Here is a 26,491-nt window from a genome sequence, read left to right as displayed (position 1 = left end):
AGGAGCGTGATCATGAGTCTCGAAGAAATCTGGTTCCTGGTCATCGCGTTCCTGTTCGTCGGGTATTTCGTACTGGAGGGCTTCGATTTCGGCGTCGGAATGCTGATGCCGATCCTCGGATCGAGTCACACCGGTGGCGACGACAAGGTGGCCGCCGGCGATCCGGAGGCCGATCCCGACAAACGGCGCCGCGCGCTCCTCAACACCATCGGCCCGGTCTGGGACGGCAACGAGGTCTGGCTCATCACCGCGGGTGCGGCGCTGTTCGCCGCCTTCGGCGGTTGGTACGCAACCATGTTCAGTGCGTTCTACCTACCCCTGTTCCTGATCCTCATCGGCCTCATCGTGCGGGTGTGCGCGATCGAGTGGCGGGGCAAGATCAACAATCCCCGCTGGCGTATGTGGTGCGACATCGGAATCGGCCTGGGGTCATGGATTCCGGCGATCCTGTGGGGTGTGGCGTTCGCCAACATCGTGCGCGGGTTGCCGATCGACGCCGACGCCCAGTACACCGGTGGGTTCTTCAACCTCCTCAACCCGTACGCGCTCCTCGGCGGTGCGACCACCCTGCTCGCCTTCCTCACCCACGGCGCGGTGTTCATCTCGCTGAAGACCTCCGGTGTGTTGCAGGAGGATTCCGCTCGCTACGCCGCCCGGCTGGCCTGGCCGACACTGATCGTGGCCGCCGTGTTCCTGCTGTGGACCCAGTTCGCGTATGGCAACTCGTGGACGTGGATTCCGGTGCTCATCGCCGCCGTCGCCGCGGTGGGCATGGTGATCGCCACCCAGATCCGCCGGGAGGGTTACGCTTTCCTGTTCACCTGCATCGCGATCGCGGGTACGGTCGCCGCGCTGTTCGCCGTGCTGTTCCCGAATGCGATTCCGTCGACCCTGAATCCGGAGTGGAACCTCACCATCGAGAACACGGCGTCGAGCGACTACACACTCACGATCATGACGTGGGCCGCTGTGCTCATCACCCCGGTGGTGATGGGCTACCAGGCCTGGACCTACTGGGTGTTCCGCAAGCGGCTGTCGGTCGCGCACATCCCGGACCCGGCCGGACTCCCGTCGCTGCGAATCCCGAGCAAGTGAGTCGCACCGCCGGGCCCCCGGTCGATCCCCGGCTGCTGCGGTACTCGCCGACGACCCGCCGCTACATCGGGGTCACCGCCGCGTTCGCGGTTGGCGAGGTGATCGCGATCATCGTGGTGGCGGCGATGGTGGCCTCCATCGTGTCCGAACTGATCGTGTCGCCCGGAGCGCGGTCGTTCGCCGCGCAGGCGGCTCATCTCATGGTGCTCACCGGAGCCCTGGCGCTGCGGGCGGCGATGGCCTACGGGCACGATCGGTACGCGCACCGCGCCGCCGCGCGGGCGATCGCCGAATTGCGGGCCGAGGCCCTCGACGTCCTCACCGATCCGTCCCGCACCTCGCCGCGCTCGCTGACCGCGATCCGCGAACACGCGAGCACCGTCCTCCTGCGCGGACTGGACGCGCTGGGGCCGTACCTGTCCGGCTACCTGCCGGCCCTCGTCGCCGCGGCCATCCTGACCCCGGTCGTCACGGTGGTCATCGCATTCGCCGACTGGCCCTCGGCGCTGATCATCCTCGTCACCCTGCCGCTGATCCCGCTGTTCATGGTTCTCGTCGGACTGATGACGCGAGATCGCACCACGCGCAAGCTGGCGACGATGAGCCGGCTGAGTGCGCAGCTCCTCGACCTCGTCGCGGGGTTGCCGACGCTGCGGGCGCTGAACCGGGCCGGCGCCCCGGCGCAGCGCGTCGGTGAACTCGGCGAGGCGCACCGCCGCAGCACGATGAGTTCACTGCGTGTCGCGTTCCTGTCGGGGGCCGTGCTGGAACTGCTCGCCACGCTCTGCGTCGCACTGGTGGCGGTGAGTATCGGACTGCGCCTGGTGTATGGCGAGATGTCCCTCTACGCAGGTGTTTTCGCGCTGATCCTGGCGCCCGAGGCATACCTGCCGCTGCGTCGCGTCGGGATGCAGTTCCACAACTCGGCGGACGGCCTCACCGCTGCCGAGCAGGTCTTCGGACTCATCGCGCCGGCGACGGTCGGGTCGGTCCAGGCGGTGCCCGCCTCGGGCAGCCGGGGCCTCACCGTTGCCGGGCAGCCGATCACGGTGCTCGACGTCGGGGTCCACGGTCGCGACGGGTGGGCACCGGAATGCCTTCGCGCGACGATCGAACCGGGTTCGCTCACCGTGTTCACCGGGCCGAACGGGTCGGGGAAGTCGACGGTGCTGGCGGCGATGATGGGTCTGCTCGCCCCTGACGAGGGGTCGGTGCTGATCGGGTCCACCCCGGTCGCCCAGGCCGACCCGGCGGCCCTGCACGAACAGATCGCCTGGCTGCCCCAGCAGCCGGTCGTCGTGCCGGGCACGGTCGCCGAGAACCTGGAACTGTTCGGTTCGTTGGATCGGGAGACCTTCGAGTCGGCCGCTGCGGCAACCGGTTTCGCAGACCTGATCGTCGAGTTGCCCGAGCGGCTCGACACGGTGCTCGGAACAGGTGGCGTCGGACTGTCCGCGGGACAGCGGCAGCGCCTTGCGCTGACCCGCGTCCTCGCCTCACCGGCACCCCTGCTCCTCCTCGACGAGCCGACCGCCCATCTCGACGAGGCGTCCGAACGCGATGTGTTGGCCGCGCTCCGCGACCGTGCTCGTGCCGGAGACACGGTGGTCGTGGTCGCGCACCGGGGCGTCGCCCGCGAATACGCGGACCGGACGGTCGATGTCACGCCGGCCGCGAGCATGACGTCCGGCGGCGCGGCCGCGGAGGTGGATCATGCGCGATGATCCGTTGATCCGGGCCCTGGGGTTCCTCGGTCTGCGGTGGCGTCCCACTCTGGCCGCGCTCGCTCTCGGCGTCGGCGGTGCACTGTCGGCGCTGTTCCTCGCGGCGCTGTCGGCCTGGCTGATCACCCGCGCCTGGCAGATGCCGCCGGTGCTGTATCTGTCGGTGGCCATCACCGCGGTCCGGGCGCTGGGCATCTCACGCGGGGTGTTCCGCTACCTCGAGCGGCTGGCGACCCACGACCTCGCCCTGGCGGCCATGGCCACTGCGCGTCAGCGGGTGTACGCGGCGCTGGCCTCGGGGTCACCGGGCTACTCGGTCACGCTGCGCCGCAGCGAGCTGCTCAACCGGACCGGGGACGACGTCGACGAGATCGGCAACGCCCTCATCCGGGGCCTGATCCCGATCGGGGTCGGTGCGACGACATCGGTTGCGGCGGTGGTGGTGATGGCCCTGGTGTCGGTGCCCGCCGTCGTCGTGCTCGCGCTCGCACTGGTCGTCAGCGGCGCCGTGGCACCCTGGCTCGCCGCACGCGGTGGTGCCCGGGCCATCCGGGACGGCGCACACGCCGCGTCCGAGGCGACGGAGGCCGCCACGACAACTCTGTGGCACGCGCCCGAGCTCGTCGTCGCACGCCGACGCCAGGGTGCACTGGCCGCGGCCGCCGCGGCCGACCGCCGGCACCTCGACGCCACCGACCGCGGCATCCGGTGGCAGGCGTCCGCCGCAGCGGCGACGCCGCTGGCGCTCGGGGCATCACTCCTCGCAGCGTGTGTGATCGCCATCGAGTTGGCCTCGGGGACCACGGGTTCCCTCGCCGGGGTGAGCTCCGGGGAAGGGCTGACGCCGATGATCCTCGGTGTGCTCGTCCTGCTGCCGCTGTCGGCGTTCGAGTCCACCGCGCCGCTCACCGAGGCCGGACTGCAGATCGAACGAAGCCGCCAGAGCGCCGCTCGGGTGATGGCGCTCGTCGACGGGGCGCGTGCCGACGGTGTCGCCGAGGTGACCGACGCCGACATCCACCGCTCCCCGGTGCGCCTGGCCGCCACGGGAGTGCGCTGGGGGCACCCGGGACGAGAGATCCTCGGTCCGGCAACAGGTGTGGACCTCGACCTGCACCCGGGCTCGCGCCTGGTCGTCACCGGCCCGAGCGGGGTGGGGAAGTCGACCCTGCTGTTGACCCTCGCGGGCCTGCTGCCGCCGGTGGCGGGTGAGGTCGCCGCCGTCGACGAAGCCGACCGATCGACGGTCGGGTTACGCTCGGCGTCCTGCTATTTCGCCGAGGAGGCGCACATCTTCTCGACGACGGTCCGGGAGAACCTGCGCGTCGCCCGCGGGGATGTCACCGACGAGGAGATCGGCTCCGCGTTGGTGGCCGTCGGCCTCGAGCGCTGGGCTGCAACACTTCCCGACGGTCTCGACACCGTTCTAACCGGTGGGGCCGATGCGATGAGCGGCGGGCAGCGGCGCCGGTTGCTCCTCGCCCGCGCACTTCTCCACCCCGCGCCGGTCGTCCTGCTCGACGAGCCGACCGAGCATCTCGACGAGGCGGATTCCGACCGGTTGCTGCGCCGACTCCTCGGGATCGAGCGTGACCTGTTCGGACCCGGCCGCATCGTCGTCGTCGTGACCCACCAGCCGCCGGTCGACACCGGTGCGGCAGAGGTGCTCGAGTTGGCGGGTCGGGAGAGCAGCGTCGACCGAGCGTAGCGAGGTCACCGGGTGGTTTCGACTCGGCGCCTCGCTCCGCTCGGTGCCGGCTCAACCAGCGGTGGGGACGTCGCCAGTCCACCGCGGCCCCTTCTGCCGGCCGAGCCCTCCATCTGCCGGCCGAGCCCTCCATCTGCCGGCCGAGCTTGTCGAGGTCACCGGGTGGTTTCGACTCGGCGCCTCGCTCCGCTCGGTGCCGGCTCAACCAGCAGGGAAGTGGCCTCACCCAGCGGGAAAGAGCCGGGGCCGGACGCACAAGTCGTCCGGCCCCGGCTCCCCCCTGTGAGAGTTCGGGAGGTCTAGTTCTCGGACACCTCGTATCCCATCGGCAGCATCGTCGACTTGTGTTCGAGGAAGGACTCGAGGCCTTCGCGGCCGTTCTCGCGGCCGATGCCGGAGTTCTTGTAGCCGCCGAACGGTGACTCGGGATCGATGGCGTACCAATTGATCCCGAAGGTGCCGGTGCGGATCTTGGTGGAGATCTCGATACCGCGCTCGACGTCGTTCGTCCACACCGTGCCGGCGAGTCCGTAGCTCGAGTCGTTGGCGATGGCGATGGCCTCGTCGACGTCGTCGTAGGCGATGACCGACAGCACGGGACCGAAGATCTCCTCCTGCGCGATGGCCATGTCGTTGGTGACGCCGGTGAAGATCGTGGGGGTGAGGAAGTAGCCGGAGTCGAGTCCCTCGGGACGCTCGCTCTCGAGAACCGCGGTGGCACCGGCCTTCTTGCCGAGTTCGACGTACTCTTCGACCTTGTTCCGCTGGTTTTCGGTGATCAGGGGTCCGAGCTGGGCCTCGGGATCGGACGGCAAGCCGACCTTCATCGCCTTGGCGGCATCGACCATCGCGGCGACGATCTCGTCCTGCCGGCTGCGCGGCACCAGGATTCGCGTCTGCGCGACGCACGCCTGCCCGGTGTTGAACAGGCCGAGGAAGGTCAGCATGAAGGCATTCGCGGCGAGATCGACGTCGTCGAGGACGATGGCGGCCGACTTGCCGCCCAGCTCGAGCGAACACCGCTTGAGCGTCTGCGCACAGGCCGCGCCGATCGCCTTGCCGGCCGCGGTCGAGCCGGTGAAGGTGATCTTGTCCACGTCGGGATGCGCGACGAGGGCCTGTCCGGTCTCGGTACCGCCGGTGACCACCGAGATCGCTTCCGCCGGAACACCGGCCTCGATGAACAACTGGGCCACGTAGTTGCCGGTCATCGGGGTCTCTGGTGCCGGCTTGAGCACCACGGAACACCCGGCGGCGAGTGCGGCGCCCATCTTGTTGCAGGTGATGAAGAGCGGGACGTTCCAGGCGCAGATGGCGCCGACCACGCCGACCGGTTCGCGAGTGATCCGGGTCGTCCCGAACAGTCCCGTCCGGTACTCCTCCCACTGGTAGCCGCGGGCCGCGTTCGCGTAGGCGCGCAGCACGCCGGTGCCGGGGAGCTGCTGAAGGGTGCTGATCGCGCTCGGCGGCGCGCCCATCTCGGCGGAGACCAGCGCGGTGATCTCGTCTCCCCGCTCGTCGATCAGGTCGGCGACCCTGGCGATGATGTCGGCACGCTGTGCGGGCGGCGTCGAACTCCAGACCCCGGAGTCGAAGGCCGCGCGTGCGGTGCGAACCGCGGTGTCGACGTCCGTGGCGTCGGCGAGCGGTACGGAACCGACGCGTTCGCCGGTGGCGGGGGAGTGGACCTCGAGGGTCTCGGTGGAATGGGGGTCGACCCACCGGCCGCCGATGAGCAACTGGGGTTGGTCGCCCCCGCCGGTGAGAGTGGCGGGTTGGGACTCCACGGTCTCGGTCATTACGCGTGTGCTCCTCAGAGGACGGGGTCCTGTCCGGGCGCGAGCGGCCGACAGCCGCCGACGGACAGGTGTGAACTACGGCACACGCAATACTAGAACACGTTCTAACTCTGATGCCAGGGGTGGTCGTCAGGAACTGCCGAACGCCACCCTGGCCTCCATCCCCTGCATGACGTCGTCGAGGATCTCGATCTGGTCGGACGGGTCGTCGGCCTCGAGGATCCGTTGCTGGTCATGTGGCTGTCCCGCCGTCTGCGCCGCCCACCGGTGGATGGGCGAGAGGTCCGCGGCCCGGGGATCGGAGTCGATGAGGGCGAAGGCGGCGATGATCGGCTCGGGGTCCTCACCGGCGGCGCGGAACTTCCGCCGGATCAGCTCACGGTGTCGCTCGGCGAGGTCGCGCAGACGGGCCAGATCGGAGCGGCTCGGGGTCCGCTCGGGCAACACCGTGATGCGGGCGCGCGGATACGGATCGTCGGGCAGCCACTCCTCGACCCGGAACCGGCGGCGGCCGATCGCGGTCAGCGACGCGCGGCCGTCCGGCAGCCGGCCCGTGATCTCGGCGTGGGCCAGAGTGCCGACCTCGCATCGTGACTCACCGCCGCCGACCTCGGAACCGCGCTCGATCAACACCACCCCGAACCGGATCGTCGGCGGATCGGACGAGGTGTCGACGTGGTCGTCCAGCATCTGTCGATAGCGCGGCTCGAAGATGCGCAACGGCAGTTCCGCGCCCGGCACCAACGCGGTGCCGAGCGGGAACATCGGCTCTACTAGGACCTCGCCGGCCGCCGGATCCACGGTCAGGGTCCGCTCGTCTCAGGCTTTGGGCCGCGCGTCGAGCACGACTTCGAACTCGAGCAGATCGGCGCCCGAGGCGACCGGCTTGGCGCGCTCCCCGGAATGCGCCTCGCGGGCCGGCCCCGCCGACCAGGCCTGGAAATCCTCCTCGGACTCCCATTCGGTGACGACGAAGTATCGGTCGTCGCCCTTGACGGGCCGCAACAGCTGGAATCCGAGGAACCCCTTGGAACCGTCCACCGAGTGGGCGCGATTGGCGAATCGCTTCTCCAGTTCGGGGCCGGCACCCTCGGGGACAGAGATGGCATTGATCTTCACAACAGACATGCGTCCACCATAGGCGCCGCGCAGGGGCGGTCGGGGCGAACATCGACACCGATGTCGACACCAGCGCCGGCGATCGGTGTCACCACGCCTCTGCGACTACAGTTCTGGCATGTTCGACGGTGAGGTTCCGCAGGAGACCGGGCTCCGCGATCACGGCGGCCCCGACCTCGCCGACGATGCCCACGGTGCGTTCGAGCGCACGTCGCCGCCCATCGTCTTGCTGCACGGCCTGATGGGCCGCGGCCGCACATGGCGGCGTCAGGTCCCCTGGCTGCGCCGGTACGGTCGGGTGTTCACCTTCGACGCCGCCTTCCACACCGGGGCCGACGCCGAAGATCCCTGCGACGACCGCGAACTCGCGACCGAACGGTTCGTCGCCGACCTCGCCGAGGTGCTCACCTGGATCGACCGCGGTCCCGCGGTCCTCATCGGGCACTCGATGGGGGCTCTGCACGCATGGTGCACCGCGGCGGAGTATCCGGAACTGGTGGCCGCCCTGGTCGTGGAGGACATGGCGCCCGACTTCCGTGGCCGGTCGACGTCGAACTGGACCCCGTGGTTCGAGTCCTGGCCGGATCGGTTCGCGTCGGAGTCCGAGGCCGTGGCGATGTTCGGCCCGATTGCCGGACGCTATTTCTTCGAGGCCTTCGACGACGGCCGGCTGCACGGCCGGATTCCGTTGTGGGCCGCGATCGCCGAGGAATGGGGCCGGCGCGACTTCTGGACCCAGTGGCGGTCGGTCGGCGTACCGACGCTGCTGATCGAGGCCGAGCACGGGGTCACCCCGCCCGGACAGATGCGGACGATGTGCGCGGAGAACGACCATGCTCGCCACATCCGCGTGCCGGACGCCGGGCATCTCGTCCACGACGACGCACCGCAGGTCTATCGCGGCGCGGTCGAGGCATTTCTCTCCGGACTCGAACTCTGACACCTCGGTGCACAACGTGTTCTGGTGCACAACGTCGCCTGGCACAACGACATTCGGGGCGCACACGACGAATCGTGTGCGCCCCGAATCGGGTTGGGAGGATCAGGTCGGGTCGGCAGGCGCGATGGGTGCGCCGTTGAGCCGACGCCAGCAGTGCACGAGGAACAGCTGCGCGACCGGGGCCGCGACGATCAGGCCCACGTAGCAGACCAGTACGCCGACGAGGTTGATGGCGTAGGTGACCAGCAGGGTCAGGATCGAATCGCCGACCTTCGACTTGGTCAGTTCGAAGGACGCCTTCATCGCGTTGATCGGCGAGAGGCTCTTGTCGATGGTCGCGACGACCGAGAACATCAGGAAGAACATCGCGATGATGCCCGGGATGATGCACAACGCGTAGCCGATCCCGGTGATGATGCCGACGAGGATCGCGGTTCCGATGACCGGGCCGAACCGGATCGGGGTGAGGAACGACTTCGCCGTCACCGGCTCACCGTTCGCGACCCGGACCGCGCCCGAGATGATGCTCGCCTGGATGTAGAGCAGCCCGATGAACAGCAGCGCGTAGATGAGGATCATCAGGATGGTTCCACCGGCGCTCAGCGAGGTCGTCTCGTAGGTGTAACCGCCGCCGAGATCGGTGGTCTCGGTCGTACTGAAGAGAGCCACGCCGAAGATCGCGAGCGCGATGACGACCGCGCCCAGCAAGAACACGGTGAGTCCGGGCAGGATCATCGCGCCGATGTTGTTCTTGAACTTGCCGAAAGCCCACGAGAACGCGGTGCCCACATCGATCTTGCCCGAATCGCCTGGTGCGCCGTAGGGGTCGGGGGCTCCGGGGTAGGACCCGGCGTCGCCGTACTGCGGGCCGCCGGGAGGCGGCGGCGGGGGTGCCTGGCCGTACTGGGGTTGCTGCGGCGGCTGCTGGCCGTACGGCGGCTGCTGCCCGTACTGGGGCGGCTGCGGTGGCTGCTGCCCGTACTGCGGCGGCTGCTGACCGGGGAAGCCGCCCGGCTGCTGCGGGTCCGGTGGCGGGACAGGGGGATACGGCGGCTGACTCATGGACCGGGACATTAGCAACTAAGTGACCCCGGCGGGAGACTATCTCTGAACGATCAAACGACTGGTCAATGATCGTGGCACGAATTATGGGTTCGCGGTGGCGGGTTCGCGAACCCGGACCTGGACAGACGTCCCAGAATCGTCGTCCGAGCGTCGACGAACCGGACTCATGCCTCGCCGGCCAGGCAGTACCGGCCGCTGACAGTGATCTCCACCAGTCCGTCCACGAGAAGCGAGTCCAGGGCACGGTCGCGCTGCGCGGTGTCGGAGGTCCACACGACGTCGAGGGCGGCGCGGTCGACCGAATCGTTCGAGTTGCGAAGGACGTCGAGGAGCAGTCCGCGTACCTGACGGTCGGTGCCGGCGAACTTCTGCACCCGGCGCGGTGGCCCGGAATGGGCCGGCCGGCCGAGTCCGACCCAGGTGCAGTCGACGAGAGGACAGTTGTCGCACTTCGGGTTTCGGGCGGTGCAGACGAGAGCGCCCAGCTCCATCAGTGCGGCCGAGAAGCGCGGGGCCGACGCGGCGTAGGTGCCGTCGGGGGAGCGGGGGAGCAGGGCCTCGGCGTCGGCGAGATCTCGCCGCGACGGGTTCGCCGGCTGCTCCCGACCGTGGACCGCACGGACGATGACCCGCCGGACGTTCGTGTCCACGACCGGCACGGCCTGACCGTAGGCGAAGCAGGCGACCGCGCGGGCGGTGTAGTCGCCGATCCCGGGCAGGGCCAGCATCGTCTCGACGTCGTCGGGGACGCGGTCGCCGTGCTCGGCGGCGAGCACCTTCGCGCACTCGTGGAGACGAAGCGCGCGGCGGGGGTAGCCGAGCTTGCCCCACGCGCGCAGGACCTCGCCGGCCGGTTCGGCGGCCATCGCCGAGGGGACCGGCCAGCGCCGTACCCACTCCTGCCAGGGTTCGACCACCCTCGACACGGGGGTCTGCTGCAACATGATCTCGCTGATGAGGATCTGCCAGCCGGTGCAGGACGGATCGCGCCAGGGGAGATCTCGTTCGTGGGTATCGAACCAACCGAGCAGACGGCCCGGTGGCACACTATTGGGCATGACCGCAAACACACCACGGGACGCGTGGCGCATCCTGCGCGACGGCAACGACCGATTTGTGACAGGTGAATCTCAGCATCCCAGCCAGGGTATCGAGGACCGCGCGCGACTCGTCGGGGGTCAGCATCCGCACGTCGTGCTGTTCGGCTGCGCGGACTCGCGGCTCTCCGCCGAGATCATCTTCGATCAGGGACTCGGCGACATGTTCGTGGTGCGGACGGCCGGCCACGTGATCGATTCGGCTGTTCTCGGCTCCCTCGAATACGCCGTCGAGGTGCTGCAGGTGCCGCTCATCGTGATCCTCGGGCACGACAGCTGCGGCGCGGTCAAGGCGACTCTCGATGCGCTCGACGACCTGCAGATCCCCGGTGGCTACATCCGTGACGTCGTGGAGCGTGTGACCCCCAGCATCCTCGCCGGTCGCAGTGAAGGGTTGACGCGAGTCGACGAGTTCGAGGCCCGCCACGTGGTCGAGACCGGCCAGCTGCTCATGCAGCGCAGCCGCATCATCGCCGACCGGATCAGCACCGGCCGCCTGGCGATCGTGGGCCTGACCTACCAGCTCAACGAGGGGCAGGTCAACGTCCAGGGCGTCTACGGCGACATCGGCGAGCGTCCGGCGCCCACCGCGGTGGCCGCCGAATCCGCCTGACGCCGGCCCTTCAGAGCCTGAAGGCGAACTCTAGACTTTGCCTGCTCCGGGCCGTTTTTCGGCTGCGACACGCCGCACGTGATCAGCCGGAAGTCAATACCCGGCCGTTAGCGTGGTGGGCGTGATCGAACCCCAGGGCCCGCTGCCACCCGAGATCTACTGGCGACGCCGCGCCGTCGCCGTGGGTGGTGCGGTGGTCGTGGTCGGTCTGGTCGTCGCATTGATCGTCTGGATGACGTCGGGGAGCGGAGATCCCCAGAACACCGCGGCCACGCAGAGTGTCTCGTCGAGTTCGTCGGCATCGTCGACGACGTCGGCACCACCCGCCTCGGAACCGCAGGCCGGTGGCGCCTCGGGCGAACCGGACGCCGGTGGCGGCTCGGGCGGGGGTGCCGGCGGTTCGGGTGCACCCGCCGGACCGCCCGCCGGCGCGTCGAGTCCCGTCGAATCGGCAAGCCCCGCAGGGGTCCCCGGAGGAGCCGCGGGTCCCGCGCTGTGCCCGGACCAAGCGATCTCGGTGGTCCTGTACACCGACAAGCCGACCTACACGATCGGGCAGAATCCGGTGTTCACCATCGTGACCACCAATGCCGGTCTGTCCGAGTGCACGCGCGATGTCGGCAAGGCCGTCCAGAACGTGATCGTGCGCACCCTGGACGGCACCCGGACACTTTGGTCGGCGCGCGACTGCTCGCCGCTCAACACCGTGAACAACGTCGTCCTCAAGCCCGCACAGCAGGTCAAGGACACCATCACCTGGTCGGGCACCACGAGCAGCCCCGGCTGTGAGCGTCCGCGGACCCAGGTGCCCGCCGGGTCGTACTCGGCCATCGGCAAGATCGGTGAGCGGGAGTCGTTCCCGATCACGTTCAACATGGTGGCGCCTGCTCAGGAGCCCTGAGCGAGCCGCGACTAGTCGTAGCGTTCGATGCTGGTCTCGGCCAGCCGCGACAGACCTTCGCGGATGTGGCGGGCCCAGATGCTGCCGATTCCCTCGACCGCCTGCAGGTCGGCCGACGAACTCGCGAGCAGTGCCTGCAGCGTGCCGAAGCTGCGGACGAGCCGGTCGACGTGCGCGAACTGCAGGCGTGAGATCCGGGCGAGCAGCCGGTAACCGCGAGGACTCATCGCGGTGTCCTGGGCCTCGATGGTGGTCGGGTACCCGAAGGCGCCGGCCAGCAGGGTCAGGTCGAGAAGGTCTGCGTCGCTGAGGTTCTCGACGACCTCCAGCGCCTGGCGGACATCTTCGGCGGTGGCCGGTTCCGGACTGGCGTAGTAGTCGCGGACGAGGAGTTCGCGCATGGTGTCGTTGTCGCTGATCAGTTCCTCGAGCTGCAGGCTGACCTGTCGGCCGTTGACGCCGAGTTCGAGAACGTACTCCTCGATCTCGACCGACACGCGCCGGACCATCTCCATCCGCTGCGCGGTCGACATGGCGTCGCGCAGCAGCACGTAGTCCTCGATCTCCGCACGGGAGAGAGCCGAGATCACCTCGTCCAACCGCGCCTTGTACCGCTCGAGTGTGGCCAGGGCGACGTTCGCTCGGGACAGGATCGGGTCCGGGCTCTCGACGACGCGACGGGCCCCGTCGACGTACACGCTGACGATGGACATCGACGCGCTCACCGAGATCACCGGGTGACCGGTCTGGATGGCGGTTCGTTCGGCCGCACGATGGCGCGTGCCGGACTCCTCGGTCGGTATCGAGGGATCGGGGACCAGCTGGACGTTGGCGCGCACGATGCGCTTGCCGTCGGTCGAGAGCACGACCGCACCGTCCATCTTCGCCAGCTCGCGCAGTCGGGTGGGGGCGAATTCGACGTCGAGGTGGAAACCGCCGTCGCAGATCTTCTCCACGTCGGAGTCGTGTCCCAGCACGATCAGGGCGCCGGTGCCGCCGCGGAGGATGCGCTCGAGACCGTCGCGGAGCCCGGTGCCGGGCGCGACGCGCGCGACCGTCTCGCGCGTCAGCTCGGATCTCACCACTTCGGCGACCATGTCTCCCCTTCTCCGGACCTGTCTGCGGCGACCGGGCGTCGCCACCGGGCCACATGCCCCCTGACATCGGCCATTGCGATGTGACTAGGGTACCGGGGTGTGAAGAGCAGCAGTTTTGTGGTGCCCGACGAGCTGGACGAGGTGGAGCGCCACCCGAAGGCGGCGAAGGCGGGTGAACCCGTGCGGATGCACAACCCGACGTGCTTCGGCTGCGGGCCGGATTCACCGCAGGGCCTGCACCTGGTCGTCCATGCCGGCGAGGGATTCACCGTCGACGCCTCGATGAAGGTCGAGACGCGGATGGAAGGCGGTCCCGGTGTCATCCACGGTGGCATCCTGAGTACCGCCTTCGACGAGGTGATGGGCACCATCCCGCTGCTGGTCGGGCCGTCCGGGGTGACGGTGCATCTCGAGATCGACTACCTCCGGCCGATCCCGGTGGGGTCGACATTGCAGTTCTCGGCCAACCTGCTGGGCCGGCAGCGCCGGAAGATCTACACCGAGGCGAGCGCCCACATCGGAGACCCGGAGAAGCCGGTGGCGACCGCACACGCGATCTTCGTGACGATCGATGTGCGCAAGCACTTCGCCGAGCATGTCGACAAGAGCTCGAGAGCCGAGGAGTACAAGAGCCGGATGTACCCGTAGGGCCGGCTCACCGTCAGAAGGGCGCGTCCACCGGGTCGGCCGCGCGGAGGCCGACGGCGTCACCGATGTTCGCGACGCGCAGGATCCGAATGCCTTTCGGCAGTTCCTCGTCCGTGGCGGCCGGAATGATCGCCTCCCGGAAGCCGAGTCGCTTCGCCTCGGCGAGCCGGCGGGCGACCGCCGAGACGCGTCGGACCTCGCCGCCGAGCCCGACCTCGCCGATGACGACCGTCGACTGCGGGATGGGCTGATTCTTCACCGTCGAGTACACGGCGAGAGCGATGGCGAGATCGGCGGCCGGCTCGGTCACCCGCATCCCGCCGACGGTGGACAGGTAGACCTCGCTCTTCGCGATCTGCTTCAGGCCCCCGCGTGCCTGCAGGACGGCCAGGACCATCGAGACCCGATTCATGTCCAGGCCGGACACTGCGCGCCGCGGGATGTTCATCTCGGTCCCGTTCGCCAGCGCCTGGACCTCGCCGACAAGGGCACGCTTGCCATCCATCGTCACCAGGGTGGCGCTTCCGCTCACGTCTGAATCGCGCTGGTGCAGAAAGATTCCCGACGGGTCGGGCACCTGGTGGATGCCGTCGTCGCGCTGTTCGAAACACCCCACCTCGTCGGCTGCGCCGAAACGGTTCTTGACGCCGCGGACCATACGCAGCGTCGAATGCCGGTCACCCTCGAAGGCGAGTACGACGTCCACGAGGTGCTCGAGCGACCGCGGCCCGGCCACCGCGCCCTCCTTGGTGACGTGACCGACCAGGATGACCGCGACCCCGCGATTCTTGGCCAGCGAGACCAGGGCGGTGGTGACGGCGCGGATCTGGGTGACCCCGCCGGTGACGCCGTCGGCCCCCGATGCGACGAGTGTCTGCACCGAGTCGACGATCATGAGCGAGGGGGCCACCGAGTCGACGTGGCCGAGGATGGTCGCGAGATCGGTCTCCGCCGCCAAATAGACATTCTGGTGAACCGCACCGGTGCGCTCGGCCCGCATGCGGACCTGCCCGGCCGACTCCTCACCGGTGATGTAGAGCGCGGTACGGCCCTGTCCGGCCCAGTGTTTGACGGCCTCGAGCAGCAGCGTGGACTTGCCGACGCCGGGCTCACCGGCCAGCAGGATGACCGAGCCCGGCACGACACCGCGGCCGAGGACCCGGTCGAGCTCGCCGATGCCGGTCGGTACCGCAGCCGACGCTTCGGCGTCGACCTCGGTGATGCGCAGCGCCGGGCTCGACGGTGCGACCGCAGCCGTCGACCGTGACGAGGTCGGGACGCCCGTGACCTCGCCGATCGTGCCCCACTCCCCGCACTCGGGGCATCGGCCCACCCATTTGGGGACCTGATGGCCGCAACCGGTGCAGCGGAAGGAGGACTTGGGTTTGGCCACCCGGTCAGCCTAGGTGGAGCCACCGACAAGACGAACGAGGCCCGGCGTGTGCCGGGCCTCGTTCGTCGAACAGATCATGGGGTTCTAGTGGCCGCCTTCGCCGTGGCCCTCACCGTCGGCGCCGTGTTCGCCGGTGCCTGCGCCGGAGCCCTCTTCGGCGTGGCCCTCGTCGCCGTGGTGCTGGTTGTAGAACGTCGGCTCGGCGTTGCGCGCCACATCCTGGCGTTCGAGCTCTGCGCCGCCGTCGACCGGGGTGTCGACGGTGGTCTGTCCGGCATCGACCCAGCTGCCGTCGGCCTCGCGCTTCTCGAAGACGAACGTCAGCTCGGTGGTCAGACCGGCTGCGACCGTGTCGCCGGTGTTGTCCAGCTTCACGCTCAGGCGCTTCTCGAACTCGGGATTGGCCCCGACCGGAGTGCCACCGCGGAGCGCCCCGTTGGGCGGGATGATGCGGTCGTCGGCCTCGGCGCCCTCGATGAAGGTGACCTGGCCCTCTTCGGGCTTGATCTCCTTGAGGCGGTAGTAGACCAGGGGATCGGCATTGGCGATCACGAAGGCGAGTTCGAACGGCCCGCCGTCACCGAAGACCGTGGACGCGTCGTTCTCGGGGTACAGGACCTGCACGTCGCGGAGCTGCAGCTCGTCGAGGTTGACGTTCGCGCCGTTCACCGCCGGCAGCTGATTGGCGGTCTGCGAGATCTGACCCGCGCCGCACCCGGTGACACCCAGGGCGACGGCGATGCCGATCGCGGCAACCGCGGTCACCATGCGAGATGGCCGAACCGCCGACCGCCGCGCGGAAAGTGAAAGCACTGACACCCGATCCTCCCAGGTCAAACGAAGCCGACATGCAGCGCGCGAAACCCTGCACTACGCAGCGTAGTGGGCGTGGTGCGGAAAAGTCCGGCCGGGTACCCGATTGCTTCGGCGCACGCGTGTCCGGGACGGTCCGGCGACGCCGCCCCGGGGGTGGCCGGGCGGTCCAACGGGGGCCCGGGCAAGTGGTGCCGACGCGTCGCCGACGGCCTGCCGCGAAAGTCGTCCGTCGGGGCCTCCGGTGAGGTAGCCAACCCTCACCGCGCACCCCTCGCGACCTCGAAAGAGCCTGTCATGAAACGCGTTCACCGCGTTGACCTGCACCGTTGGGTGGGTGCCTCGGAACGCCCGTGCTAGACTGGCTCTACTCGAAAGGGGCAAGGAACATTGAATTTCAAAGTTGGCGACACCGTCGTTTACCCCCATCACGGTGCTGCTCGGGTCGAAGACATCGTGACCCGGACCATCAAGGGTGAGCAGATCGAATACCTTGTTCTCAAGGTTGCCGACGGTGACATGACCGTTCAGATTCCCTCGACGAAGCTCGAGTACGTGGGTGTTCGTGATGTGGTCGGCCAGGAGGGTCTCGACCAGGTCTTCCAGGTTCTGCGGGCCCCGCACACCGAGGAGCCGACCAACTGGGCTCGTCGGTTCAAGGCGAACCAGGAGAAGCTGATCTCGGGCGACATCATCAAGGTCGCCGAGATCGTCCGCGACCTCTGGCGTCGCGAGCAGGATCGTGGCCTGTCGGCCGGCGAGAAGCGGATGCTGACCCGCGCCCGTCGCGTTCTGGTCGACGAGCTGTCGCTCGCCCAGAACACCGACGACGAGAAAGCCACCAGCATGCTGGACGAGGTCCTCGCCGCCGCTTCCTGATCGCCGGTCGCATCTGGTACTGGAACTCTCAGTGACCCCCACGCCGGACCGATCCGGCGCTGACGTGTGCGTGATCATCCCGGCCGCCGGGTCGGGGACCCGGCTCGGCGAGCCGGTACCCAAGGCCTTCGTCGATCTATGTGGCCGCACGATCATCGAACGGTGCGTCGAGAACATCCCCGCGGCGTTGGGGGCATCGGTCGTGGTCGTGGTGCCCGCCGACCTCATCGAGCGGGCTCGCATGCTGCTTCCCGGTGTCCGCGTCGTCGCCGGTGGCGCTCATCGGTCCGAGTCGGTGCGTGCCGGGATCGCCGCAGCCGGTGACGCCGGCATCCTGCTCGTGCACGACGCCGCCCGGCCGCTCACTCCCGCACGTGTCTTCGTCGACGTGGTGGACGCGGTTCGCTCCGGGCATCCGGCTGTCGTCCCCGCGATTCCCGTCGTCGATACCCTCAAACAGGTCGTGTCGGTCCCGGGCGGCCTCGAGCGCGTGACCCGAACCGTCGACCGCGACGAGTTGCGCGCCGTCCAGACGCCGCAAGGATTCACCCGCGACACTCTCCTGCGAGCTCATGCCGATGCCTTCGGTCTCGCCACCGACGACGCCGGTCTCGCCGAGAGAATCGGAATCGACGTCCACCTCGTCCCCGGAGACCCACTTGCCATGAAGATCACCACACCCTGGGACCTGCGCATCGTGCGAGATGTGGTGGGTCGATGATGCGGGTCGGCATCGGAACCGACGCCCACCGCGTCGACCCGTCCGCCCAGTGCTGGATGGTCGGCCTGAATTTTCCCGACGAACCCGGGTGCGAAGGGCACTCCGACGGTGATGTCGGTGCGCACGCGCTGTGCGACGCGGTGCTCTCGGCCGCGGGTCTCGGCGACGTGGGTTCGGTGTTCGGGACCGGTCGTCCGGAGTGGGAGGGTGTCTCGGGCGTGCAGATGCTCACCCATGTGCGAACGCTCGTCGAGGCGGAGGGACTGCGCGTCGTGAACGCGGCCGTCCAGGTCGTGGGCAACCGACCCAAGATCGGGCCGCGCCGCGCCGAGGCGCAACAGGTGCTCTCCGACGCGCTCGGCGGACCGGTCTCGGTGTCGGCGACGACCACCGACGGGCTGGGCATGACCGGCCGCGGCGAGGGGATCGCCGCGGTGGCGACCGCCCTGCTGGACGCCGCGGGCTAACCTGCTGCGGCCAGCAGGATGTCGCAGGCCCGGTCGACCGCCGCGGCCGGCGGGGTCAGGCGTTGGGCCAGCCGCGCGGCGCCTGCCGCGATCGCGGGATCGGTGAGCGGGTCGAGATCGTCCGGACCGAATCGGGCGAGACGATTGCCCGCTCCGGCGTTCGCTCTGCGCAGGGCGGCCGCCCAGATCGGCTGGTCGGCACTCAGCCAGGCGATGACCGATGGGATTCCCGCCCGGGTCGCAGCCGCGGTGGTGCCCGCACCACCGTGATGGACCGCGCCGCGGCATCGCGGCAGCAGGACTTCGTGGTCGACGGGTCCGGCGACGTGCAGAAGTCGATCGTCCTGTGGCAGTGCGTGTTCGGTGTGCCCGATCACGCGGAGGCCGCGACCGAGGAGGCTCGTCACGATGCCGGCGATCTGCTCGTCGGTGATCTTCATGCTGCCGAAACCGACGTAGACAGGCGGCTCGCCGTCGGCGATCCAGTCCAGTGCGGACCCCGTGGCGTCGGTGCCGGCCGACATCGCGCGACGGGTCGCGGTGTCGGGCAACAGGAATCCGACCAGCGGGCGCTGTGCACCCCACTCCTCGGCGAGACCCGGGAAGAACGCGGTGTCGTAGGCCTGGATCTCCGGCACACCGCGCGCTCGAAGTCGGCGCCCGAGAGGGCCTTTCACCGCCGGCAGGCCGAGCTGGCCGCGGAGTCGCCGGTCGGCGCCGCGCACCGTCAGCCAGTACGTGCGATCGGCGAGAGACCACATGGCCCGGGAGACGGGCCGGGGATGGTGGCGATAGCGGACGTCGAGACTTCCGTTGGGGCGCAACGGACAGTAGTGCAACGGCACGAACGGGATGCCCCGACTCTGGGCGATGGCCTCGCCGCGGTCCTGGGCGAGTGGAGCGGTGACCAGCAGATCCGAGGCGTCGGCGAGTTCGGCCATCACCCGCTCGGATGTCGCGCGTCCGTGTTCGGCGACTTCGCCGAGTGCCCGCAGGCGCACGCGCGGATTCTTCGACTTCAGACGCTCTTTCACCAGGGGACTGGCCAGGAGTTCAGCGGTGGAGGGGGCGAGGACCTGCGTCGGCAGACCCGAGGCAGCGGTCATGGTGACCAGGTCCTCCGGCACAGCGAGCCGTACCTCGTGTCCGCGTCGGGTGAGTTGGGCACCGAGGGCGATGGCCGGCTGGATGTCCCCGCGGCTGCCGTGCACCGCAAATGCGAACCTCATGCGCCCCAGGACTTTCCGGAGATTCCCCAGGCGGCGAGCTCGTCGGTGACGAGGGTCCGCAGGGATGCGGTGTCGGGAATGCGGACCGGGTCGAGAGAGCTGACGCTGAACATCACATGGTCGTCGTTGACCGCGAGCCACCCGCTGATGCCGCCCTTGCGATCCCGCAGCCGTGCCGGGTCACCGGTGGCCGTGATCGCCCGGATCGACAGTGCCCCGGGCGTTCCGGTGCCGAGGGTCGCGAACTCGTCGGGTGCCTGGCCGACGTTCGACGCCAGACACAGCGGCGTGGTCACGTTCGATGCGAGGCGTCGTGTGATCGGCTTGCTCAGCGCCTGCAGCACGACGGCCCGTTGCGCAACGGCGCCCGAGTTCGCGGCCAGTCGTCCGTAGGCGTCCTTGCAGGCGGTGCGCACCGCGGTGAGGTCGTCGTAGCGTTGCGGGTCCACCTCGACGAAAGCCGTTGCGCCCGAGCTGGCATTCGCGCGCCGGTCATCGAGCGTCCGGGAGGAGACGGGCAGCGACACCGGGACGACGTCACCGGGCGACACGCGGCCGCTGCGTTCCAGGACGCCGACCATGAGGGCGGCGAACAGGCTGTTGTCGGTGCCGCCGCGCGTCTTGGCCGCCGCGGTGTAGTCCGCCTGCGAGATCAGGACCGTGACGTTCGGTGCGGTCTCGGCGTCGGAGACGTCGGTCCCGGGTGCCGGCCGACCGGTCACGCGTACCGGCGACGCCGGCGGGGCGGAGCGACTCGCGCGCCAGATCCGCACCGCGGTCCGGCCGGCGGTCCACAGCAGATCGGCGGCATCCCGGACGTCGGAGACCAGGCCGGGTTCGGCACCGGGGACATAGTCGAGGCCGTGGATGGCCTCGATGACCGCCACCGCGCCGGTCCCGCCGTCGGCGATGACATGGGAGATGATCAGCGAGACCAGCACGGAGTCGTCGGCGGCGGCCCGTGCGACGACGAGCCGCCAGGCCGGCCCCTTCTCGAAGTCGAGCGGCGCGTCGGCCTGGGTCCGGCCCCATGCCTCTTCGTCGCCTGCGGGTACCGGGTCGTCCTGCACCTCGACCGCACCGGCTTCCGGGGTGTAGCGCCAATACGCGCGGCCGGGCCCCCGATGTCGTGTGACCAGCCGGCTCAGGCGTCCGTATCGCAGCTTCTGGCCCAGCGCGGTGATGGTGTCGACATCGACGGAGCCCGGAAACCGCCACAGTGTCTGATTCACGACGGGAAGGCCGAGGACGACATCCATCCGGACGAAGAGGTCGTCATCGGCCGTCAGCCGGTCGACGACGGGTCCCGGCGACGACTGTTCGTCGTGGCGGACCAGCGATGCGAAGTTCATGTCTGCCCTGCTGTTGATGGATGCACGCCGTTGGTGATGCACGTCGGCGTCGGTCGAGGTCGGTCCCGGCGTCCGGGCCATGCTAAGGTAAGCCAACCCTAGGCCAGGCGACGGGTGTCGACAGCGCCCCGGACGCCGCAGGCTTCTTACCACAGGTCGCACTGCGTCACTTGACTCGCGATCGTTGAGGAGCGGTTTGCTAGTACACGATTAGCTTGCCGAACTATCAATTCGGGTTCGATCCGGTTACTGTCGTGACCATCGTGAGACCCGCCGGGGTGCTGCCACGACGTCTGTCAGCCCCGAAAGCCTTGTCAGAAGATGACTTTCCCGCAGAACTCGGAGGACGCGACGACATGACGGGTATTTCCCGCCGAACACCTCATCGCCGCGGAACACAGCGCACCTTCTTCACTGTCGCAGCCATGACGGCGGCGCTCGGTGTCGCCGGTTCGCTCGTCGCCGCCGCCCCGGCGACAGCAGCGCCGGAACGCCCCGTGATCGAGCGGTCCGTCCCCGATGGTCCCCACACGCATCTTCTCGACGTGTACTCCGCCGCGATGGACAAGACGATCAAGGTGCAGGTCGTGACACCGCGCACCGGAACCGGGCCGCGCCCGTCGCTCTATCTGCTCGGCGGTCTCAACGAAGAGGACCCGAACAACAGCATCTGGACACTCAAGACCGACGTGGCCGGGTTCTACGCCGACAAGAACGTCAACGTCGTCATGCCCATCGCGGGTGACGGCAGCTTCTACACCGACTGGCAACGCGACGACCCGACGCTCGGGCGCTACAAGTGGGAGACATTTCTCACGCGGGAACTGCCGTCCCTGATCGACGAGCGCTTCGACGGCAACGGTGTCCGCGGGATCGCCGGTCTGTCCATGGGTGCCGGCGCCGCGCTTGTACTCGCGGTCCGCAACCCGGGCTTCTACGACGCGGTGGCGGCCTACAGCGGCTGCTTCACGACCACGGGTCCGGCCGGTCAGGCCTACCCCCGGGGGATCGTGGCAGCCTTCGGCGGCAACGCCGACAACATGTGGGGCCCGCCGGGCGATCCGGCCTGGGCCGAGCACGACGTCGTCGCCAAGGCGGCCAACCTGCGCGCGTCGACGGTCTACGTCTCCACCGGAACGGGCCGTGCCGGCCGGTACGACGCGCCGGGTTATCCGGGCAACGAGAATCCGACCGACCGCCAGGTCATCGGCGGCGCCATCGAAGTCGGCTCCCTCTGGTGCACGCAGCAGTTGGACGCCCGACTCGATCAGCTGAACGTTCCGGCGACCATCCGCTACGTCGACCCCGGCACGCATTCGTGGCCCTACTGGGTCGATCAGCAACGCGAGAGCTGGCCGACCCTCCGACGCGGACTGGGTCTGTGAAATCCCCGTACCGCACACACTCCTGAACACATCCGAACACCCGCGCCGATGGCGCACGTAGACGACAGAAGGTAGGTGGACTGCAATGGAATACACCGAGCTGACCGACTATTCGATGCCCGGCGGCACCGTCACCGCCTGGGAGCCGCAGGTCGACGCCGAGGAATGGCAGACGGACTCCCGACAGCTGTCCTACATGCATCTCGAGCACGCCCGCCGGGCCGTCCGCGAGGGTTCGGAGTGGTACAGCCAGTGGATCGGCACGGCGTTCCGGATCGAACATCGGTTGGATCGGGAAGCACTGTCCCGCACGATCATCGCCTGGTATCGCCGCCATGAGGCATTCCGGACCTCGGTGCGCGTCCACGAGCCGGATCATCCGCAGGGCGACCTGACCCGCATCACCGTTGCCGCCGACGCGATCACCGTGCGCGAGCGGGATTTCGGGGCCGACCTGCCCGCCGGCGAGGTCTCCGACCTTGTCATCGACTACTTCAACCGCACGGTCACCCCGCTCAGCTGGCCGCACTGCATCGCCGTGACGGTGGAGCCGACCGGCGACGACAGCGGGTTCCTGCTGGTGTTCGCAGCCGACCACACCGTGATGGACGCGTACACGCAGGTGTTCGCCATCCGCGAGCTCACGGCGCTCTACGCCGCCGAGGTGACGGGTGAACCGCACGCGCTCAACGACTTCGGCAGCTACCTCGACTTCAGCGACGCCGAACGGAGGCTCGGCGAGCAGATCGACGCGAACAACGCCGCGGTCAGCCAGTGGCGCGACTTCTTCGACGACACCCCGACCGCGGTGCAACCCGAGCCGATCCCGCGTTTCCCGCGGTTCGAGGTCCCGTCCGACTCGCCGCGCACCATCGTCTCGGAGCGACTGCCGGAGAACGGATTCCAGGCGACTCTGTCGCACTGGTTGCTCGATGCCGCGGACACCAAGCGATTCGACGCCGTCTGCAAGGGGGCCGGGTCGTCGATGACGGCCGGGATCTACACCGCGCTGTCGATGACCTCCGCCGCCCTGTCGGGTAGCGCCGATCTTCGCTTCATCGGGCCGGTGCACACCCGCAACGCCATCGAGTGGGGCGAAGCCGTCGGCTGGTTCGTCGGCATCATCCCGGTCGCGGTCCGGCCCGGCCGCCCGGCGAGGTTCACCGACGCCCTGACGACGGTGGCGGCCACCTCCGCGCAGTACAAGGCCGTGGGTGCCGCTCCGTTCGCGCCGGTGGCCGAACTGATCGGCGGCGACGTGACGCCGCCCGGTTTCGTCGTGTCGTACATCGATCTCCGGCACGCCGAGGGTGCGGCGGAGTGGACCCCGCGCCAGGCGCGGGTGCTGCGCAGCGCGACGCGCGACGCCGACGAGGTCTACTTCTGGATCAACCGGATCCCGACCGGCGTGAACGTGTCCGCACGATTCCCGGCCGACGAGAACGCCGGGGCCGTCGAGGTGTTCCTCTCCACGTTCCAGGCGATCCTCAAGACGATCGTCGCCGACGGTGACTGCGAGTACACCTATCGAGCGGTCGAGTCCGTGCCCGCCGGCGTGCACACCGGAGGGTCGACGGCCGTTCTCGGAAGCTGATGACCGGCGCGCTGCGGCCCGGGTTCGCCACCCCCCGATTCGCCACGCCCCGGTTCGGTACCCCGGGCTCGGTGGTCGTGCCGCTTCGCGGGCATCTCACCGGCGGTCGGACCGTCGAATGGGCACTGCGCGATGCCGGACGCGTGGGCCGGGCCGCGCAGCGCTGGGGTACCGGGGTGTCGTTCCTGCAGTCCGATCACCTGGCGACGATGGGCGACAAGCGGCGACGCGGTGAGATGCACACCGGATTCCTGCTCGCCGCACTGCGATTCGACGACCCGCTCGACGAGGGTGCGATGGCCGCGGCGCTCACCGAGTTCGTCCGTCGGCACGAGGAGCTCCGCGCCCACTACCGGCCGGGACCCGATGGCCCCGAGCGCTGGGTGAGCCCACCGCGGGAGTTCGTGGTCGAGGTCGCCGGCACCGAATCCCTCCTGGTCGACGACGCCGACGTCGGGTCGTGGGTGGGCCGTCGAGCAGCGGAATGCGCTCGCGCGGAACTCGTTCCGGGTTCGTGGTGGGCGGCGACGGTCGACGACGCCGGGTTCACCTTCTTCGCCGCCACGGATCACGCGCACGGCGACGGATATTCGTCGGTGCTCGCGCTGACCGAGATCACCGCCCTGTACCGGGCGCACCGGGACGGTGCGGGGGCCGATCTGCCGGCACCCGGCGCATTCGGACCTGCGATCCTCGCCGAACGGTCGGCTGCGGCCGCCCTCGCCGCCGACGACGACCGAGTGGCCGTGTGGCGGGAGCCCCTGGCGGACAACGACGGTCGCGCACCGCTGTGCCCTCTCGACCTCGGTCTCGCCGATGACGCCGCCCCGGTTCCCGCGGTCGCGGTAGAACAGTGGCTGCTCGACCCCGATGCGCTGGCGCGCTGCGACGCCCGGCTGGCGGCCATCGGTGGCGGGTTCGCCGGCCTTCTCTACGCGGCGTTGGCCGTGCGGCATCGCGAGATCACCGGGGAGTCACGCTTCTTCGTCTCCACGGTGCTGGCCACCCGCGACGCCGGGAGCGCGTGGACCCAGGGCTGGTTGTGCAATTTCGCGCCGATCGTGGTCGACCTCCCCGCCGGCGACCGAGCGACGTTCGACGATGTCGTGCGCACGGCCGGGAACAGCGTTCGCGCCGCTCGGAACGCGAGTTCGGCACCCGCGCACGGGGTCCTGGCGATCCTCGCCGCCGAGGGCGCCTTCCGCGGCCTCGACGGCAGCCCGTACATGGTGTCCTACACCGATCTGGCCCGGCTGCCGATCGGCGACGACCCGGCACTGGCGACGATGCAGACCTCGAGCGGCGTCGGCCCCACCCGGAATGCGAACCTCTGGTTCACACGGACTCCGGCGGGTCTCGTCGTCCGGTGCCATCTCCCCGACAACGAGGTCGCGCGCGCATCGGTCGTCGAACACCTCGCACGTGTCGGCGCCATCCTGAACGACTACGCGAGCGAGGAGACCGTGCGGTGAAGCTCTCGAGTTCGGAGACATGGGAGGTCGAACCGGGGGAACTGGTTCGCTGGCTTCCGGTACCGGCGGGATCCGCGGCGCCGGCGAATGTGCCCGTGTCGGAGAACGAACGGTTCCATCTCGACTCGATCGCGCAGGGGCAGCCCGGCTGGATCGCGCTCACGCTCGACTTCGCCGAGCGGATCGACCTGGGCCGTCTGGGCGCGGTCGTGTCGACGGTCATCGCCCGCCATGACGTCCTGCGCTGCCACTACACCGCGACCGACGCCGGTTATCAGCGACTGAGCCATGGCGGCGTCGACATGACGGAGGGCTCGCACGAGGCGGATGCCGGACTCGGACCCGCGACGTTCGCGGCCGCGCTGGCCGAGCGGATCACGGCGACCTGCAACCCGTTCGAGCCGATGCCGCACTTTCTGGCCGCCGTCCGGAGGTCGTCGAGCACGACACTCGTGTGCGGCTTCGACCATTGCTATGTCGACGCGCGGTCGATGGCGCTGCTGTCCTCGGAGATCTGCGAACTGCTCGCCGGAGCGGCGCCGGCGCCCGCGGAGTCCGGCCTGGACGCGCTGCGTCGGGTGGCCGGGCACGAGGCGGCGGTGACCCCCGACGACGCCCGACTGGGGGAGTGGGAACAGTTCCTCGCCGCGACCGACTGGCAGGTCCCGGAGTTCCCCGTCGACCTCGGTGTACCGGCGGGTGCCGCCGCCGAGATGCGCACGATGGTGACGACCCTGCTGCCCGGTGACTCGGCCCGGGCGTTCAGTTCCGAGGTCCATCGGCACGGCGGGCGGACGTACCCCGCGATCCTCACGTGCGCGGCCAAGGCGGTGAAGTCGATCGGCGGACCCGCCGAGGTGGCAACCGTGGTGCCCACCGGCACCGGCGCCGGACCCGGGTGTGTCGGTTGGTCGGTCGGCAACGCCCCGCTGCTGATCACCGCCGGCGACGATCTGCTCGAAGCCCTGCCCGTCAACACCGCACGGCTTGCCGCGGCCCTGCCGCTGGCCGAGATCGGCCTGACGCCGGTCTACGCCGCCTTCGGGCATCGGCTTCGCCAACGTCGCAGCGACGTGTTCATGATGTCCTACGTCGACTACACGCGGCTTCCCGGTCCGCATCCCGGGGTCCGGGCCGAACAGGTCTCCAGTTCCAAGCCGACCGACACCGCGCAGTGGTGGTTCTGGCGGGATTCCGACGGTATCCACGTCCGGGTGCGGTATCCGCACACCGAGCGTGCGGTGGCCGTTCTGGGCACGATCCTCGACGAGATGCGCTCGCTGGTCGCCGCGGTCGTCGCGCGGACGGCCGAGCCGGTCGCCGCCTCCGGCGAACGTGCGTGAGGTGTACGCACCCGCGGCTCGGGCCGTCGGTGGCCAG

The 26,491-nt window shown here is 69.3% G+C and carries 24 protein-coding genes; 14 read left to right on the top strand and 10 right to left on the bottom strand.

Annotated elements, in window-relative coordinates; translation table 11 throughout:
• Nucleotides 1-12: 12 nt before the first annotated feature.
• The 3 genes from cydB to cydC are packed head-to-tail and all read left to right on the top strand — an operon-like array spanning nt 13 to nt 4,527.
• Nucleotides 13-1,095 (top strand): cytochrome d ubiquinol oxidase subunit II, encoded by a 1,083-nt coding sequence (gene cydB / locus ABIC25_RS07115; protein ID WP_239400055.1) that lies wholly within the window; start codon nt 13-15, stop codon nt 1,093-1,095.
• Nucleotides 1,092-2,819 carry a thiol reductant ABC exporter subunit CydD gene (cydD, locus tag ABIC25_RS07110; RefSeq protein WP_354560619.1) on the top strand — a complete coding sequence of 576 codons (1,728 nt, stop codon included), beginning with the start codon at nt 1,092-1,094 and terminating at the stop codon, nt 2,817-2,819. The genes cydB and cydD overlap by 4 nt, the downstream gene beginning before the upstream one ends.
• On the top strand, nt 2,809-4,527 hold the full coding sequence (gene cydC, locus ABIC25_RS07105; RefSeq protein WP_354560617.1) for a thiol reductant ABC exporter subunit CydC: 1,719 nt from the start codon (nt 2,809-2,811) through the stop codon (nt 4,525-4,527). The genes cydD and cydC overlap by 11 nt, the downstream gene beginning before the upstream one ends.
• A gap of 299 nt (nt 4,528-4,826) precedes the next feature.
• On the opposite strand, the gene ABIC25_RS07100 is transcribed toward cydC, so the two are convergent.
• From ABIC25_RS07100 to ABIC25_RS07090, 3 genes are all read right to left on the bottom strand, one after another.
• The gene (locus ABIC25_RS07100; protein WP_004020915.1) at nt 4,827-6,326 is read right to left on the bottom strand and encodes an aldehyde dehydrogenase; all 1,500 of its coding nucleotides are present in this window, start codon (nt 6,324-6,326) and stop codon (nt 4,827-4,829) included.
• A 129-nt stretch (nt 6,327-6,455) separates the two neighbouring features.
• Nucleotides 6,456-7,091, bottom strand: a complete 636-nt coding sequence (locus tag ABIC25_RS07095) for an LON peptidase substrate-binding domain-containing protein (RefSeq protein WP_180819413.1) — start codon at nt 7,089-7,091, stop codon at nt 6,456-6,458.
• A 54-nt stretch (nt 7,092-7,145) separates the two neighbouring features.
• On the bottom strand, nt 7,146-7,454 hold the full coding sequence (locus tag ABIC25_RS07090; protein WP_004020913.1) for an antibiotic biosynthesis monooxygenase family protein: 309 nt from the start codon (nt 7,452-7,454) through the stop codon (nt 7,146-7,148).
• 109 nt (nt 7,455-7,563) lie between these two features.
• Here ABIC25_RS07090 and ABIC25_RS07085 point away from each other — a divergent pair, with 109 nt between their 5' ends.
• On the top strand, nt 7,564-8,385 hold the full coding sequence (locus ABIC25_RS07085) for an alpha/beta fold hydrolase (RefSeq protein WP_004020912.1): 822 nt from the start codon (nt 7,564-7,566) through the stop codon (nt 8,383-8,385).
• A gap of 102 nt (nt 8,386-8,487) precedes the next feature.
• Here ABIC25_RS07085 and ABIC25_RS07080 read toward each other — a convergent pair whose 3' ends face one another.
• Both ABIC25_RS07080 and ABIC25_RS07075 read right to left on the bottom strand, forming a co-directional pair.
• On the bottom strand, nt 8,488-9,447 hold the full coding sequence (locus tag ABIC25_RS07080) for a hypothetical protein (protein ID WP_354560615.1): 960 nt from the start codon (nt 9,445-9,447) through the stop codon (nt 8,488-8,490).
• Between the two features lie 167 nt (nt 9,448-9,614).
• The gene (locus tag ABIC25_RS07075) at nt 9,615-10,508 is read right to left on the bottom strand and encodes an iron-sulfur binding domain-containing protein (RefSeq protein WP_248644715.1); all 894 of its coding nucleotides are present in this window, start codon (nt 10,506-10,508) and stop codon (nt 9,615-9,617) included.
• Between ABIC25_RS07075 and ABIC25_RS07070 the strand changes: the two genes are divergently transcribed.
• Nucleotides 10,507-11,160 (top strand): carbonic anhydrase, encoded by a 654-nt coding sequence (locus tag ABIC25_RS07070; RefSeq protein WP_239400043.1) that lies wholly within the window; start codon nt 10,507-10,509, stop codon nt 11,158-11,160. The genes ABIC25_RS07075 and ABIC25_RS07070 overlap by 2 nt on opposite strands.
• A gap of 121 nt (nt 11,161-11,281) precedes the next feature.
• Nucleotides 11,282-12,061, top strand: a complete 780-nt coding sequence (locus tag ABIC25_RS07065; protein WP_354560613.1) for a hypothetical protein — start codon at nt 11,282-11,284, stop codon at nt 12,059-12,061.
• A gap of 11 nt (nt 12,062-12,072) precedes the next feature.
• Here the strand turns inward: ABIC25_RS07065 and disA are convergent, their stop codons facing one another.
• Nucleotides 12,073-13,158 carry a DNA integrity scanning diadenylate cyclase DisA gene (gene disA / locus ABIC25_RS07060; RefSeq protein WP_064569491.1) on the bottom strand — a complete coding sequence of 362 codons (1,086 nt, stop codon included), beginning with the start codon at nt 13,156-13,158 and terminating at the stop codon, nt 12,073-12,075.
• Nucleotides 13,159-13,257: 99 nt separating this feature from the next.
• Here disA and ABIC25_RS07055 point away from each other — a divergent pair, with 99 nt between their 5' ends.
• Nucleotides 13,258-13,806, top strand: a complete 549-nt coding sequence (locus ABIC25_RS07055; protein ID WP_033205345.1) for a PaaI family thioesterase — start codon at nt 13,258-13,260, stop codon at nt 13,804-13,806.
• 13 nt (nt 13,807-13,819) lie between these two features.
• On the opposite strand, the gene radA is transcribed toward ABIC25_RS07055, so the two are convergent.
• Both radA and ABIC25_RS07045 read right to left on the bottom strand, forming a co-directional pair.
• Entirely contained in the window at nt 13,820-15,199 is a 1,380-nt protein-coding gene (radA, locus tag ABIC25_RS07050) for a DNA repair protein RadA (RefSeq protein WP_239400039.1), read from the bottom strand.
• 84 nt (nt 15,200-15,283) lie between these two features.
• Entirely contained in the window at nt 15,284-15,967 is a 684-nt protein-coding gene (locus ABIC25_RS07045; RefSeq protein WP_004020904.1) for a hypothetical protein, read from the bottom strand.
• 435 nt (nt 15,968-16,402) lie between these two features.
• Between ABIC25_RS07045 and ABIC25_RS07040 the strand changes: the two genes are divergently transcribed.
• Genes ABIC25_RS07040 through ispF form a run of 3 tightly spaced genes read left to right on the top strand, consistent with a single transcriptional unit; the run spans nt 16,403 to nt 18,079 of the window.
• Nucleotides 16,403-16,891 (top strand): CarD family transcriptional regulator, encoded by a 489-nt coding sequence (locus ABIC25_RS07040; protein ID WP_004020903.1) that lies wholly within the window; start codon nt 16,403-16,405, stop codon nt 16,889-16,891.
• Nucleotides 16,892-16,922: 31 nt separating this feature from the next.
• Nucleotides 16,923-17,612: a 2-C-methyl-D-erythritol 4-phosphate cytidylyltransferase gene (gene ispD, locus ABIC25_RS07035; RefSeq protein ID WP_239400037.1), complete on the top strand. Its 690-nt coding sequence runs from the start codon at nt 16,923-16,925 to the stop codon at nt 17,610-17,612.
• Nucleotides 17,612-18,079: a 2-C-methyl-D-erythritol 2,4-cyclodiphosphate synthase gene (gene ispF / locus ABIC25_RS07030; protein ID WP_033205341.1), complete on the top strand. Its 468-nt coding sequence runs from the start codon at nt 17,612-17,614 to the stop codon at nt 18,077-18,079. Before ispD ends, ispF begins: the two co-directional genes overlap by 1 nt.
• On the opposite strand, the gene ABIC25_RS07025 is transcribed toward ispF, so the two are convergent.
• Nucleotides 18,076-19,308, bottom strand: a complete 1,233-nt coding sequence (locus ABIC25_RS07025) for a nucleotide disphospho-sugar-binding domain-containing protein (RefSeq protein ID WP_354560610.1) — start codon at nt 19,306-19,308, stop codon at nt 18,076-18,078. The genes ispF and ABIC25_RS07025 overlap by 4 nt on opposite strands.
• Nucleotides 19,305-20,660: a hypothetical protein gene (locus tag ABIC25_RS07020; protein ID WP_354560608.1), complete on the bottom strand. Its 1,356-nt coding sequence runs from the start codon at nt 20,658-20,660 to the stop codon at nt 19,305-19,307. The genes ABIC25_RS07025 and ABIC25_RS07020 overlap by 4 nt, the downstream gene beginning before the upstream one ends.
• Before the next feature lie 425 nt (nt 20,661-21,085).
• Between ABIC25_RS07020 and ABIC25_RS07015 the strand changes: the two genes are divergently transcribed.
• The 4 genes from ABIC25_RS07015 to ABIC25_RS07000 all read left to right on the top strand — a co-directional run bounded on the left by ABIC25_RS07015 (nt 21,086) and on the right by ABIC25_RS07000 (nt 26,454).
• On the top strand, nt 21,086-22,045 hold the full coding sequence (locus tag ABIC25_RS07015; RefSeq protein WP_248644721.1) for an alpha/beta hydrolase: 960 nt from the start codon (nt 21,086-21,088) through the stop codon (nt 22,043-22,045).
• An 85-nt stretch (nt 22,046-22,130) separates the two neighbouring features.
• Complete coding sequence (locus ABIC25_RS07010; RefSeq protein WP_248644722.1) at nt 22,131-23,639, top strand: condensation domain-containing protein; 1,509 nt, start codon at nt 22,131-22,133, stop codon at nt 23,637-23,639.
• Nucleotides 23,639-25,111 carry an acyltransferase gene (locus tag ABIC25_RS07005; RefSeq protein ID WP_354560606.1) on the top strand — a complete coding sequence of 491 codons (1,473 nt, stop codon included), beginning with the start codon at nt 23,639-23,641 and terminating at the stop codon, nt 25,109-25,111. The genes ABIC25_RS07010 and ABIC25_RS07005 overlap by 1 nt, the downstream gene beginning before the upstream one ends.
• Complete coding sequence (locus tag ABIC25_RS07000) at nt 25,108-26,454, top strand: condensation protein (protein ID WP_239400025.1); 1,347 nt, start codon at nt 25,108-25,110, stop codon at nt 26,452-26,454. Before ABIC25_RS07005 ends, ABIC25_RS07000 begins: the two co-directional genes overlap by 4 nt.
• The last annotated feature ends 37 nt before the right edge of the window (nt 26,455-26,491 follow it).

Source organism: Gordonia sp. PvP123 (assembly GCF_040547295.1).
Lineage (GTDB): Bacteria > Actinomycetota > Actinomycetes > Mycobacteriales > Mycobacteriaceae > Gordonia > Gordonia terrae.
The sequence above is the reverse complement of the archived record's forward strand: the minus strand, read 5'-3'. Positions and strand labels throughout refer to the sequence as shown.

Bases quoted from the DNA above. Each gene is read 5' to 3' on its own strand.
- cydB (WP_239400055.1), top strand. From the start codon at position 13: ATGAGTCTCGAAGAAATCTGGTTCCTGGTCATCGCGTTCCTGTTCGTC.
- cydC (WP_354560617.1), top strand. From the start codon at position 2,809: ATGCGCGATGATCCGTTGATCCGGGCCCTGGGGTTCCTCGGTCTGCGG.
- ABIC25_RS07100 (WP_004020915.1), bottom strand. From the start codon at position 6,326: ATGACCGAGACCGTGGAGTCCCAACCCGCCACTCTCACCGGCGGGGGC.
- ABIC25_RS07095 (WP_180819413.1), bottom strand. From the start codon at position 7,091: ATGTTCCCGCTCGGCACCGCGTTGGTGCCGGGCGCGGAACTGCCGTTG.
- ABIC25_RS07090 (WP_004020913.1), bottom strand. From the start codon at position 7,454: ATGTCTGTTGTGAAGATCAATGCCATCTCTGTCCCCGAGGGTGCCGGC.
- ABIC25_RS07085 (WP_004020912.1), top strand. From the start codon at position 7,564: ATGTTCGACGGTGAGGTTCCGCAGGAGACCGGGCTCCGCGATCACGGC.
- ABIC25_RS07080 (WP_354560615.1), bottom strand. From the start codon at position 9,447: ATGAGTCAGCCGCCGTATCCCCCTGTCCCGCCACCGGACCCGCAGCAG.
- ABIC25_RS07070 (WP_239400043.1), top strand. From the start codon at position 10,507: ATGACCGCAAACACACCACGGGACGCGTGGCGCATCCTGCGCGACGGC.
- ABIC25_RS07075 (WP_248644715.1), bottom strand. From the start codon at position 10,508: ATGCCCAATAGTGTGCCACCGGGCCGTCTGCTCGGTTGGTTCGATACC.
- disA (WP_064569491.1), bottom strand. From the start codon at position 13,158: ATGGTCGCCGAAGTGGTGAGATCCGAGCTGACGCGCGAGACGGTCGCG.
- ABIC25_RS07045 (WP_004020904.1), bottom strand. From the start codon at position 15,967: ATGGTGACCGCGGTTGCCGCGATCGGCATCGCCGTCGCCCTGGGTGTC.
- ispF (WP_033205341.1), top strand. From the start codon at position 17,612: ATGCGGGTCGGCATCGGAACCGACGCCCACCGCGTCGACCCGTCCGCC.
- ABIC25_RS07025 (WP_354560610.1), bottom strand. From the start codon at position 19,308: ATGAGGTTCGCATTTGCGGTGCACGGCAGCCGCGGGGACATCCAGCCG.
- ABIC25_RS07020 (WP_354560608.1), bottom strand. From the start codon at position 20,660: ATGAACTTCGCATCGCTGGTCCGCCACGACGAACAGTCGTCGCCGGGA.
- ABIC25_RS07015 (WP_248644721.1), top strand. From the start codon at position 21,086: ATGACGGCGGCGCTCGGTGTCGCCGGTTCGCTCGTCGCCGCCGCCCCG.
- ABIC25_RS07010 (WP_248644722.1), top strand. From the start codon at position 22,131: ATGGAATACACCGAGCTGACCGACTATTCGATGCCCGGCGGCACCGTC.
- ABIC25_RS07005 (WP_354560606.1), top strand. From the start codon at position 23,639: ATGACCGGCGCGCTGCGGCCCGGGTTCGCCACCCCCCGATTCGCCACG.